Below are 13,062 nucleotides of genomic sequence, written 5' to 3' on the forward strand. Positions count from 1 at the left end.
CCTGCAAGCGCAGCGCCGCTGGGCAAACAGATTACAACGGTGAATCCTGGCTAATCTCATCCAGCGACAGATGGAAGCTTGGCACAAACACCTGCATAAAATAGTCCATCTCTTCGCTGCGGCGGGATTCCAGCGTTTTTTCCAGACGCGTTTTCGCCAGTAAAAATTCGTTATTCCCCGCAGACAGCTCTTCCAGACACTTCAGATAGGCGCAGAGCGCGTCGGCCTGCTTGACCAGCGACTTTTCATCTTCCGTGTACTGATGCTCATCGATGAGCGGCTCAAAAATGTCGCGCAACTCATCCGGCACCATGTCAATCAGCTTCTGCTGGGCAATTTTCTCGATGGCCTTATATTCCTGCGCAATTTGCGAGTTGAAATATTTCACCGGCGTGGGCAGATCGCCGGTCAGCACTTCTGACGCATCGTGGTACATCGCCAGCAGGGCGATGCGCTCTGGATTGACCTGACCGTTGAATTTGCGGTTTTTAATGGCGGCCAGCGCGTGAGCGACCATCGCAACCTGCAGACTGTGCTCTGAGACATTTTCCGTGCGGACATTACGCATCAGCGGCCAGCGGTTGATGAGTTTCAGGCGGGAGAGGTGGGCGAAGAAATGACTCTGACTCATAGGTTACCTTTTGTCTTCACTGCGACAGGCGTTCATTGTGCGGGGAGGGGAGGGAAGATGCAAATCAGGCTACCGAAGTAGCCTGATTTTAAGATTACTGATGGTATCCGGAGAGGAAGCGCCCGAAGCGGCTGATGGCCATTTCGAGGTCATCTTCGCGCGGCAGCGTCACGATGCGCACGTGATCCGGCCACGGCCAGTTAAACGCCGTCCCCTGAACCAGCAGCACTTTTTCCTGAAGCAGGAAATCCAGCACCATTTTCTGATCGTCATGAATATTGAAGCGCTTCGCGTCAATTTTCGGGAACATATACAGCGCGCCATTCGGCTTCACGCAGGAAACGCCCGGGATATCGTTGATCAGCTCCCACGCGCGGTTGCGCTGTTCATACAGGCGACCACCGGGAACGATGAACTCGCTAATGCTCTGATAACCACCCAGCGCCGTCTGGATTGCATGCTGCGCCGGCACGTTAGCGCATAAACGCATCGAGGCCAGCATCTCCAGCCCTTCGATATAGCCTTTGGCGTGCTTTTTCGGGCCGTTCAGAACCATCCAGCCCTGACGGAAACCGGCCACGCGGTAGGTTTTAGACAGGCCGTTAAAGGTGACGGTCAGCAGATCCGGTGCCAGCGCAGCGATTGAGTGGTGCTGTGCCGCGTCGTACAGGATCTTGTCGTAAATTTCGTCGGCAAAGATGATCAGGTTGTGCTGGCGGGCGAGCTCGACGATCTCCATCAGCAGCTCTTTTGAGTACACTGCACCCGTCGGGTTGTTCGGGTTAATGATCACGATGCCGCGCGTGCGGGGCGTGATTTTTGCGCGAATATCATCGAGGTCCGGGAACCAGTCGGAGGACTCGTCGCACAGATAGTGCACGGCTTTCCCGCTCGACAGTGATACGGCAGCCGTCCACAGCGGATAGTCCGGCGCGGGCACCAGCATTTCGTCCCCGCTGTTCAGCAGCGCCTGCATCGCCTGCACGATCAGTTCGGAAACGCCGTTGCCGATATAGATATCTTCAACGGTAACATCACGCATACCGCGCGCCTGGTAGTGCTGCATGATGGCTTTACGTGCGGAGTAAAGTCCTTTTGAATCGCAATAGCCTTGTGCAGTTGGAAGGTTGCGGATCACATCAACCAGAATTTCATCCGGCGCTTCAAAACCAAATGGCGCAGGGTTACCAATGTTGAGTTTCAGAACCTTGTTGCCTTCCTCTTCAAGGCGTTTTGCCTCTTTCAGAACCGGGCCGCGGATGTCATAACAGACGTTATCTAGCTTGCTGGATTTTTCGATAGGGGACATGAACCTTTAACCTTTTCGCTATTATTGCCGCTCCCTGCCGTGGAAGTCAGCACGGAATAATGTACTCCCCCCTCGCTTCGTTTTGAAGGGTTTACAGTAGAAGATTTTGTGCCGGGAGCAAAATTTTGATAAATCTTTTTCGCTGTGCGTTAGCTTTTTTACTGTCTTAAAGTTGTGCGCATGGCACGATGATAGGTTAAATGTGCTATTCATTTGTCAGAATTCTGTATATTGTGCTGGTAAAAATAAGTGGTGAACCTGACAACGGTAGCAATCACCCTGCGTGACTTTTCGTAAAACCTGAATGCTTGATACATGTTCCTGTAAAAGCATAATGTGGCTAAAAGTTACTCATGTGAAATTAATGTTAAGTGCCATTAATGAATGGTCTTAATCTAAATTAAAATTTATTTATTATTAACCTATAAAATGCAACTTTAGTTAATTTTAATAAAATTAGTTTAGAAGCTTAACATTCTTCTTTAATCCTCAATATTGCAATAAGACTTATAAATAAAGTGGATTTGGGTTAAGATGTCTTTCAGGAAAGCAGAGGACAGATGCAAGAATTTTGTATATCTGGCACTGACTTTTCGAATTAATTGATTGTTATTGTTGGAGTTATCTCTGGCTGGAATGTGTCGCACATCTCCTGCTACGTTGACAGCGCTGCGATAAAGATGGCAGAAAAGGTGTTATACCTTTAATGTAATTTACATAAACCTGCGAACATCTAAATATCCTGAACGTTTAAGAGAATAAAAATAACGTCATGAAACGTGCTTTCTGACTGTTGATATAAAGCAGCACAATAACTATCTGTCAGGCAGTCTGCCGGGCCGGGATGCGAGGGAAAACCTTCAGAGGGAATTGCTTAACTGTTACACACAGCTTCAACCCGGGCAGCTCCGCACGAGCAACCTGAAAGTGAATAGATATGATAAATGCAAATCGTCCGATAATGAATCTCGACCTCGATCTGCTGAGAACGTTTGTTGCGGTCGCCGATCTCAACACTTTTGCAGCAGCTGCTGCCGCCGTTTGCCGAACTCAGTCCGCCGTTAGCCAGCAAATGCAGCGGCTGGAGCAACTGGTTGGTAAAGAGCTTTTTGCACGTCACGGGCGTAATAAGCTCTTAACGGAACACGGTATTCAGCTACTGGGTTATGCCAGGAAAATTCTTCGCTTTAATGATGAAGCATGTATGTCATTAATGTTTAGCAACCTTCAAGGGGTGTTAACGTTAGGCGCATCTGATGAGTCAGCGGATACTATATTGCCGTTTCTTCTCAACCGTATTAGTTCGGTTTATCCGAAGCTTGCGCTGGACGTTAGCGTGAAACGTAATGCCTTTATGGTTGAGATGTTAAATGAGCACAAAGTCGACCTTGTGGTGACGACGCATCGTCCCGGGCAGTTTGATTGCCTGACGCTGCGCACATCACCTACACACTGGTATTGCGCAGCCGAGTACGTGCTGCAAAAAGGGGAGCCGGTTCCGCTGGTCTTGCTGGATGACCCGAGCCCGTTCCGCGATATGGTGCTCACGGCGCTGAATGAGGCCAACATTCCGTGGCGTCTGGCGTATGTGGCTTCCACGCTGCCAGCGGTTCGTGCCGCCGTGAAGGCCGGTCTGGGCGTAACGGCCCGTCCGGTAGAGATGATGAGCCCCGATCTGCGCGTTCTGGGGAAATCCGACGGTCTTCCTGCGCTGCCGGATACGGAGTATCTGCTCTGCCACAATTCGTCCAGCCATAACGAGTTGGCCAAAGTGGTGTTCGAGGCGATGGAAAACTACCATAACCCGTGGCAATTCGAGCGCGTTACCTCCGAAGGGGGGGATGACTCCCTGATCGTCGAAGGGGATTTTGAGTGATCGATAGCTCAATATTCTGGTAACAAAATGTAAGTGTAAAAAACAGCCACTCGTGTGATTTTCACATGCAGTGGCTTTTTTTACGCAATAATACCCGCTTATGGCGCAAGGGTTTTCAGGATACTCTCTTATTTATCAATAAGCTGAATACTTTTGCTTAAAACTTGTCCGTTTTCCGTTCTAACTTCGCCCATATCCCTCTCATGTTAAAAAAACAGGAAATATGTTGCCGTTTTCCATGTTGAATTAACAAAAGCGTGTCGCAGATCAAGAAAATACTCCTATTTGGGGGGAGGAATCGTTGGCAAATCCTGTCAAAATAGGAGGGTTATTTTTTTTACTTCCGAAACGGACACGATTCAACAACATACATTTGACGGAAAGTCATGCACCCACCAGGGTTAAAGGGCACCAAATGTTAATGAGAATCGCTCGATGTAATTTAATGTGAAGAAACCTTTGTTAAAGTTGACAATAGGTTATAGAAAGGAGTAAAAAACCCCATCATTTTGCTGTCTACGTCTCATTTCTGACAGTTAGTGTAAGGTTATTTGTTCCTCCCCATGAATCGATGTGATGCCCATCTGCCAGCAAGAGCAGTGTCGTTGGTATCACTTTTGATGAGTAAGCAATGAGTATGTCAACATCCACAGAAGTCATCGCTCATCACTGGGCATTCGCAATCTTTCTTATTGTAGCCATTGGCCTGTGCTGCCTGATGTTAGTCGGCGGCTGGTTCCTGGGCGGTCGCGCCCGTGCAAGGCACAAAAACACACCTTTCGAATCAGGTATTGATTCAGTAGGTTCCGCTCGCTTACGCCTGTCTGCCAAGTTCTATCTGGTAGCCATGTTCTTCGTCATCTTCGACGTGGAAGCGCTTTACCTTTTCGCATGGTCAACGTCCATCCGCGAAAGTGGTTGGGTGGGCTTTGTCGAGGCCGCAATTTTCATTTTAGTGCTACTGGCCGGTCTGGTTTATCTGGTGCGTATTGGCGCGCTTGACTGGACGCCTGCGCGTTCACGTCGTGAACACATCAACCCGGAAAACAGTATCTCTAATCGTCAGCAGTAACAGCGAGGCAATAAGATGGATTATACGCTCACCCGCATAGATCCTAACGGTGAGAATGACCGTTACCCCCTGCAAAAACAGGAGATCGTAACCGACCCCCTGGAGCAAGAAGTCAATAAAAGCGTGTACATGGGCAAGCTCGAACATGCCATGCACGATATGGTCAACTGGGGTCGTAAGAACTCCATCTGGCCTTACAACTTTGGTCTTTCTTGCTGCTACGTTGAAATGGTGACGTCATTCACTGCGGTGCATGACGTTGCGCGTTTTGGGGCCGAGGTACTCCGTGCTTCCCCGCGTCAGGCTGACCTGATGGTGGTTGCCGGAACGTGCTTTACCAAGATGGCACCTGTTATTCAGCGTCTGTATGACCAGATGCTGGAGCCAAAATGGGTTATCTCCATGGGCGCATGTGCAAACTCTGGCGGTATGTACGACATTTATTCCGTCGTGCAGGGCGTAGATAAATTTATCCCAGTGGATGTGTACATCCCGGGTTGTCCGCCACGTCCGGAAGCCTACATGCAGGCGCTGATGCTGCTGCAGGAATCTATTGGTAAAGAACGTCGCCCACTGTCGTGGGTTGTTGGCGATCAGGGTGTGTATCGCGCGAACATGCAGTCTGAGCGCGAGCGTAAACGTGGTGAACGTATTGCCGTCACCAATCTGCGTACGCCTGACGAAATTTAATTTGCGCCTGTAGGCCTGGAGAACACCTTCGCATATCACTACTCAAATAGCGCGAAGCCAGGCTCAACAGTCACCACGGACCATTTGCAATGGTGAACAATATGACCGACTTAACCGCGCAAGAAGCCGCCTGGCAGACCCGGGATCATCTGGATGACCCAGTCATTGGCGAACTGCGCAACCGTTTTGGGCCGGATGCCTTTACTGTTCAGGCTACCCGCACCGGGGTACCCGTTGTTTGGGTGAAGCGTGAGCAATTGCTGGAAGTTGTCGATTTCCTTAAGAAATTGCCAAAACCGTACGTCATGCTGTTTGACTTACACGGCATGGATGAACGTCTGCGTACCCACCGCCAGGGTCTCCCTGCTGCGGATTTTTCCGTTTTCTACCACCTGATCTCAATAGACCGTAATACGGATATCATGCTCAAGGTGGCATTGTCTGAAAACGACATGCATCTGCCGACGATCACCAAACTTTTCCCGAACGCGAACTGGTATGAGCGTGAAACCTGGGAAATGTTCGGCATGACCTTCGACGGCCACCCGCATCTGACGCGCATCATGATGCCGCAGACCTGGACCGGCCACCCGCTGCGTAAAGACTACCCTGCGCGTGCAACCGAATTCGATCCGTTTGAGCTGACCAAAGCCAAGCAGGATCTGGAGATGGAAGCGCTGACCTTCAAGCCGGAAGACTGGGGCATGAAGCGCGGTACCGACAACGAGGACTTCATGTTCCTCAACCTCGGTCCAAACCACCCGTCTGCGCACGGTGCATTCCGTATTATCCTTCAGCTTGATGGCGAAGAGATTGTCGACTGCGTTCCGGACATCGGCTACCACCACCGTGGCGCTGAAAAGATGGGCGAGCGTCAGTCCTGGCACAGCTACATTCCGTATACCGACCGTATCGAGTACCTCGGCGGCTGCGTCAACGAAATGCCATACGTGCTGGCCGTTGAGAAACTGGCGGGTATCGTTACGCCGGATCGCGTTAACGTGATTCGCGTTATGCTGTCAGAACTGTTCCGTATCAACAGCCACCTGCTGTACATCTCCACGTTCATTCAGGACGTCGGCGCGATGACCCCGGTCTTCTTCGCCTTTACCGACCGTCAGAAAATCTACGATCTGGTGGAAGCGATTACCGGTTTCCGTATGCACCCGGCATGGTTCCGTATCGGCGGCGTGGCACACGATCTGCCGCGCGGCTGGGACCGTCTGCTGCGTGAATTCCTCGACTGGATGCCAAAACGTCTGGCGTCATACGAGAAAGCCGCGCTGCGTAACACCATCCTGAAAGGCCGTTCCCAGGGCGTTGCTGCCTACGGCGCGAAAGAAGCGCTGGAGTGGGGTACGACAGGTGCAGGCCTGCGTGCGACCGGTATTGATTTCGACGTGCGTAAAGCCCGTCCTTACTCTGGCTACGAGAACTTCGACTTTGAAGTCCCGGTGGGCGGCGGTGTTTCCGACTGCTACACCCGCGTGATGCTGAAAGTGGAAGAGCTGCGCCAGAGTCTGCGCATCCTTGAGCAGTGCCTCAACAACATGCCGGAAGGCCCGTTCAAGGCGGATCACCCGCTGACGACGCCGCCACCGAAAGAGCGCACTCTGCAGCATATCGAAACCCTGATCACCCACTTCCTGCAGGTTTCCTGGGGTCCGGTCATGCCGGCGCAAGAATCCTTCCAGATGATTGAAGCGACCAAGGGTATTAACAGTTACTACCTGACCAGTGACGGCAGCACCATGAGCTACCGTACCCGCGTGCGTACGCCGAGCTTTGCGCACCTGCAGCAGATCCCGTCCGCCATCCGCGGCAGTCTGGTCTCCGACCTGATTGTGTATCTGGGTAGTATCGATTTTGTTATGTCAGATGTGGACCGCTAATTATGCACGAGAATCAACAACCACAAACCGAGGCTTTTGAGCTGAGTGAAGCAGAACGTGCCGCGATTGAGCACGAGATGCACCACTACGAAGACCCGCGTGCGGCGTCCATTGAAGCGCTGAAAATCGTACAGAAACAGCGTGGTTGGGTGCCGGATGGGGCGATCTATGAGATCGCGAAAGTGCTGGGTATTCCGGCAAGTGACGTAGAAGGCGTAGCCACGTTCTACAGCCAGATCTTCCGTCAGCCGGTTGGCCGCCATGTGATCCGCTACTGTGACAGCGTTGTCTGCCACATCACCGGTTATCAGGGCATTCAGGCTGCGATTGAGAAAAAGCTCAATATCAAGCCGGGCCAGACCACGTTCGATGGACGCTTTACCCTGCTGCCAACCTGCTGCCTGGGTAACTGCGACAAGGGGCCGACCATGATGATTGATGAGGACACTCACAGCCATCTGACGCCGGAAGCGATTCCTGACCTGCTGGAGCAGTACAAATGAAAACTGTAATTCGTACTGCTGAGACGCATCCGCTGACCTGGCGTCTGCGCGATGACAAACAGCCGGTATGGCTCGACGAATACCAGAGCAAAAACGGCTATGCCGGCGCGCGTAAAGCCCTTGGCGGCATGGCGCCGGACGACATCGTTAATGCGGTGAAAGACTCCGGCCTGAAAGGGCGCGGCGGTGCGGGCTTCTCCACCGGTCTGAAGTGGAGCCTGATGCCGAAAGACGAATCCATGAACATCCGTTACCTGCTGTGTAACGCCGATGAAATGGAGCCGGGCACCTATAAAGACCGCCTGCTGATGGAACAGCTGCCGCACCTGCTGGTGGAAGGCATGCTGATCTCCGCGTTCGCGCTGAAAGCGTACCGTGGCTACATCTTCCTGCGCGGTGAGTACATCGAAGCAGCGGAAAACCTGCGTCGCGCGATTGCCGAAGCCACCGAAGCCGGCCTGCTGGGTAAAAACATCCTGGGTACCGGGTTTGACTTTGAGCTGTTCGTGCACACCGGTGCAGGGCGTTATATCTGCGGTGAAGAAACCGCGCTGATTAACTCCCTGGAGGGCCGCCGCGCGAACCCGCGTTCCAAGCCACCGTTCCCGGCAAGTTCCGGCGTATGGGGTAAACCGACCTGCGTAAACAACGTTGAAACCCTGTGTAACGTTCCGGCTATCCTCGCCAACGGCGTGGAGTGGTATCAGGGCATCTCCTCAAGCAAAGATGCCGGTACCAAGCTGATGGGCTTCTCTGGTCGCGTTAAAAATCCTGGCGTCTGGGAACTGCCGTTCGGTACCACCGCACGTGAAATTCTTGAAGACTACGCTGGCGGCATGCGCGATGGCCTGAAATTCAAAGCCTGGCAGCCGGGTGGGGCAGGGACAGACTTCCTGACCGAAGCCCATCTTGACCTGCCAATGGAATTCGAAAGCATTGGTAAAGCAGGCAGCCGTCTGGGTACGGCGCTGGCGATGGCCGTCGACCACGAGATCGGCATGGTCTCGCTGGTGCGTAACCTGGAAGAGTTCTTCGCCCGCGAGTCCTGCGGCTGGTGTACACCGTGCCGTGATGGTCTGCCGTGGAGCGTGAAGATCCTGCGTGCAATCGAACGTGGCGAAGGCCAGCCTGGGGATATCGAGACGCTTGAGCAACTGTGTCGATTCTTAGGCCCGGGTAAAACCTTCTGTGCCCACGCACCGGGTGCCGTCGAACCTCTGCAGAGCGCGATCAAATATTTCCGCGACGAGTTCGAAGCAGGCATCAAGCAGCCGTTCAGCAATACCCATGCCATCAATGGGATTCAGCCGAACCTGCTTAAAGCGCGCTGGTAACGACAAGAATTTTGATTAACGCTCGGTTTCGACCGAGCCAACTGGAAGCATGCTAATGGCTACGATTCATGTAGACGGCAAAGAATACGAAGTCAACGGGGCGGACAACCTGCTGGAAGCTTGTCTGTCTCTTGGCCTCGATATTCCGTACTTTTGCTGGCATCCGGCGCTGGGCAGCGTCGGTGCTTGCCGCCAGTGTGCGGTGAAGCAATATCAAAACGCGGAAGACACGCGTGGTCGCCTGGTGATGTCCTGTATGACGCCAGCCACCGAAGGCACTTTTATTTCGATTGATGACGAAGAAGCGAAACAGTTCCGCGAAAGCGTTGTGGAATGGTTGATGACCAACCACCCGCACGACTGTCCGGTCTGTGAAGAGGGCGGTAACTGCCACCTTCAGGATATGACCGTGATGACCGGCCACAGCTTCCGTCGCTATCGCTTTACCAAGCGTACCCACCGTAATCAGGACCTGGGGCCGTTCATCTCTCACGAAATGAACCGCTGCATCGCCTGCTACCGCTGCGTGCGTTACTACAAAGATTACGCAGACGGTCAGGATCTGGGCGTGTATGGCGCGCACGATAACGTCTACTTCGGTCGTCCGGAAGACGGCGTGCTGGAAAGCGAATTCTCCGGTAACCTGGTAGAAATCTGCCCGACAGGCGTATTCACCGATAAAACCCACTCCGAGCGTTACAACCGTAAATGGGACATGCAGTTTGCGCCAAGCATCTGCCAGCAGTGTTCCCTCGGCTGTAACACCAGCCCGGGTGAGCGTTACGGCGAGCTGCGTCGTATCGAAAACCGTTACAACGGTACCGTTAACCACTACTTCCTCTGCGACCGCGGTCGTTTCGGCTATGGCTATGTGAACCTGAAGGACCGTCCGCGTCAGCCGGTTCAGCGCCGTGGCGACGACTTCATTACCCTGAACGCTGAGCAGGCGATGCAGGGCGCGGCAGATATTCTGCGCCAGTCGAAGAAAGTGATCGGTATCGGCTCCCCGCGCGCCAGCATCGAAAGCAACTTCGCGCTGCGCGAGCTGGTTGGAGCGGAAAACTTCTATACCGGTATCGCTCAGGGCGAGCAGGAACGTCTGCAGCTGGTACTGAAAGTGCTGCGTGAAGGCGGTATTCATACCCCTGCGCTGCGCGAAATCGAATCTTATGATGCGGTCCTGGTGCTGGGTGAAGACCTGACGCAGACGGGCGCACGCGCGGCTCTGGCGGTTCGTCAGGCGGTGAAGGGGAAAGCACGTGAAATGGCAGCGGCGCAGAAAGTGGCTGACTGGCAGATTGCGGCGATCCTCAACATCGGCCAGCGCGCGAAGCATCCTCTGTTTGTGACCAACGTCGACAACACCCGTCTGGACGATATCGCGGCGTGGACCTACTGCGCGCCGGTTGAAGATCAGGCGCGCCTCGGCTTTGCCATTGCCCACGCGCTGGACAGCAGCTCGCCGGCCGTTGAACTGGATCGTGACCTGCAGAACAAGGTTGACGTGATTGTTCAGGCCCTGGCGGGTGCGAAAAAACCGCTGATTATTTCCGGTACCAACGCCGGCAGCGCGGAGATCATTCAGGCGGCAGCCAACGTTGCTAAAGCCCTGAAAGGCCGCGGTGCTGATGTCGGTGTGACCATGATTGCCCGTGCGGTGAACAGCATTGGTCTGGGCATGATCGGCGGCGGCTCGCTGGAAGCAGCGTTAAGCGAACTGGAGTCCGGTGCCGCTGACGCCGTTGTGGTGCTGGAAAACGATCTGCATCGCCACGCCTCTGCCGCTCGCGTTGACGCCGCGCTCTCCAAAGCGCCGCTGGTAATGGTCATTGACCATCAGCGCACCGCGATCATGGACAAAGCGCACCTGGTGCTCTCTGCGGCAAGCTTCGCAGAAAGCGACGGTACCGTTATCAACAACGAAGGTCGCGCCCAGCGTTTCTTCCAGGTTTACGATCCGGCGTACTACGACAGCAACACCGTGATGCTGGAAAGCTGGCGCTGGCTGCACTCCCTGCACAGCACCGTGCAGAGCCGTGAAGTGGACTGGACGCAGCTCGACCACGTTATCGACGCGGTAGTGGAAAAACTGCCTCAGCTGGCAGGCATTAAAGATGCCGCACCTGAAGCAAGCTTCCGCATTCGCGGCCAGAAACTGGCGCGTGAACCGCACCGTTACAGCGGCCGTACCGCGATGCGCGCCAATATCAGCGTGCACGAACCGCGCCAGCCGCAGGATAAAGACACCATGTTCGCCTTCTCTATGGAAGGGAACAACCAGCCGTCTGCGCCGCGTTCGCAAATCCCATTCGCATGGGCGCCAGGCTGGAACTCCCCGCAGGCATGGAACAAGTTCCAGGCTGAAGTGGGTGGCTCCCTGCGTCACGGCGATCCGGGCGTGCGTCTGATTGAAGCCTCCGAAACCGGTCTGGACTTCTTCACCTCCGTACCGGCGAGCTTCCAGGCGCAGGATGGCAGCTGGCGTATCGCGCCGTACTACCATCTGTTCGGTAGCGACGAGCTGTCTCAGCGTTCGCCTGTCTTCCAGACCCGTATGCCGCAGCCTTACATCAAGCTCAACCCGGCGGATGCCGCGAAGCTTGGCGTAAACGCGGGCGCGAACATCGCCTTTAGCTATGACGGCCAGACAATCAGCCTGCCGCTGATTATCTCCGAAGGTCTGACAGCAGGGCAGGTGGGTCTGCCGATGGGTATGCCTGGCATCGCGCCGGTTCTGGCGGGTGCGCGTCTTGATAATCTGCAGGAGGCAAAAGCATGAGTTGGTTAACGCCGGATCTTATCGACATCCTGCTGAGCATTCTGAAAGCGATTGTTATCCTGCTGGTGGTGGTCACCTGCGGCGCGTTCATGAGCTTTGGTGAACGTCGTCTGCTCGGTCTGTTCCAGAACCGTTACGGACCGAACCGCGTGGGTTGGGGTGGTTCACTCCAGCTGGTCGCGGACATGATCAAGATGTTCTTTAAAGAGGACTGGATCCCGTGCTTCTCGGACCGCGTGATCTTTACTCTGGCACCGATGATCGCCTTCACCTCGCTGCTGCTGGCGTTTGCTATCGTTCCGGTCAGCCCGACCTGGGTAGTCGCTGACCTGAACATCGGCATTCTGTTCTTCCTGATGATGGCAGGCCTCGCGGTGTACGCGGTGCTGTTCGCAGGCTGGTCCAGTAACAACAAATACTCGCTGCTGGGTGCGATGCGTGCTTCCGCGCAGACGCTGAGCTACGAAGTGTTCCTGGGGCTCTCCCTGATGGGCGTGGTGGCGCAGGCCGGTTCATTCAACATGACCGACATCGTCAATAACCAGGCCGACATCTGGAACGTTATCCCGCAGTTCTTTGGGTTTATTACCTTTGCTATCGCGGGCGTGGCAGTGTGTCACCGTCACCCGTTTGACCAGCCAGAAGCCGAACAGGAACTGGCCGACGGTTACCACATCGAATATTCCGGTATGAAATTCGGTCTGTTCTTCGTAGGCGAGTACATCGGTATCGTCACCATTTCCGCGTTGATGGTAACGCTGTTCTTCGGTGGCTGGCATGGCCCGTTCTTACCGCCGTTCATCTGGTTCGCGCTGAAAACCGCGTTCTTCATGATGATGTTCATTTTGATTCGCGCAGCGTTACCGCGTCCGCGTTATGACCAGGTAATGTCCTTCGGCTGGAAAGTGTGCCTGCCGCTGACGCTCGTCAACTTGTTGGTAACGGCGGCTGTCATTCTCTGGCAGCAGCCATAAGG

10 protein-coding genes are annotated in these 13,062 nt (G+C 54.2%); 8 read left to right on the forward strand and 2 right to left on the reverse strand.

Features of this window, described 5'->3' with window-relative positions:
* Positions 1-31 precede the first annotated feature (31 nt).
* Complete coding sequence (gene yfbR / locus SPH27_RS13825; RefSeq protein ID WP_023312539.1) at positions 32-631, reverse strand: 5'-deoxynucleotidase; 600 nt, start codon at positions 629-631, stop codon at positions 32-34.
* Positions 632-725: 94 nt separating this feature from the next.
* A complete protein-coding gene (alaA, locus tag SPH27_RS13830; RefSeq protein WP_008500204.1) occupies positions 726-1,940 on the reverse strand; it encodes an alanine transaminase AlaA in 1,215 nt (404 codons plus the stop codon).
* A gap of 937 nt (positions 1,941-2,877) precedes the next feature.
* Here alaA and lrhA point away from each other — a divergent pair.
* The 8 genes from lrhA (at position 2,878) to nuoH (ending at position 13,060) form a co-directional block, all read left to right on the forward strand.
* On the forward strand, positions 2,878-3,816 hold the full coding sequence (lrhA, locus tag SPH27_RS13835; RefSeq protein ID WP_029741933.1) for a transcriptional regulator LrhA: 939 nt from the start codon (positions 2,878-2,880) through the stop codon (positions 3,814-3,816).
* Positions 3,817-4,447: 631 nt separating this feature from the next.
* Entirely contained in the window at positions 4,448-4,888 is a 441-nt protein-coding gene (gene nuoA / locus SPH27_RS13840) for an NADH-quinone oxidoreductase subunit NuoA (protein WP_014171000.1), read from the forward strand.
* A gap of 15 nt (positions 4,889-4,903) precedes the next feature.
* Complete coding sequence (gene nuoB / locus SPH27_RS13845) at positions 4,904-5,578, forward strand: NADH-quinone oxidoreductase subunit NuoB (RefSeq protein ID WP_003861482.1); 675 nt, start codon at positions 4,904-4,906, stop codon at positions 5,576-5,578.
* An 89-nt stretch (positions 5,579-5,667) separates the two neighbouring features.
* A complete protein-coding gene (nuoC, locus tag SPH27_RS13850) occupies positions 5,668-7,470 on the forward strand; it encodes an NADH-quinone oxidoreductase subunit C/D (protein WP_023312537.1) in 1,803 nt (600 codons plus the stop codon).
* Positions 7,471-7,472: 2 nt separating this feature from the next.
* Positions 7,473-7,973 (forward strand): NADH-quinone oxidoreductase subunit NuoE, encoded by a 501-nt coding sequence (gene nuoE, locus SPH27_RS13855; RefSeq protein WP_006176513.1) that lies wholly within the window; start codon positions 7,473-7,475, stop codon positions 7,971-7,973.
* Positions 7,970-9,307, forward strand: coding sequence for an NADH-quinone oxidoreductase subunit NuoF (gene nuoF, locus SPH27_RS13860; RefSeq protein WP_023312536.1), 1,338 nt, complete (start codon positions 7,970-7,972; stop codon positions 9,305-9,307). The genes nuoE and nuoF overlap by 4 nt, the downstream gene beginning before the upstream one ends.
* Before the next feature lie 55 nt (positions 9,308-9,362).
* Positions 9,363-12,086 carry an NADH-quinone oxidoreductase subunit NuoG gene (gene nuoG / locus SPH27_RS13865; RefSeq protein WP_182071323.1) on the forward strand — a complete coding sequence of 908 codons (2,724 nt, stop codon included), beginning with the start codon at positions 9,363-9,365 and terminating at the stop codon, positions 12,084-12,086.
* Entirely contained in the window at positions 12,083-13,060 is a 978-nt protein-coding gene (gene nuoH / locus SPH27_RS13870; protein ID WP_073001596.1) for an NADH-quinone oxidoreductase subunit NuoH, read from the forward strand. The genes nuoG and nuoH overlap by 4 nt, the downstream gene beginning before the upstream one ends.
* Positions 13,061-13,062: the final 2 nt, after the last annotated feature.

Source organism: Enterobacter sp. A103 (assembly GCF_034427535.1).
Classification (GTDB): domain Bacteria; phylum Pseudomonadota; class Gammaproteobacteria; order Enterobacterales; family Enterobacteriaceae; genus Enterobacter; species Enterobacter asburiae_B.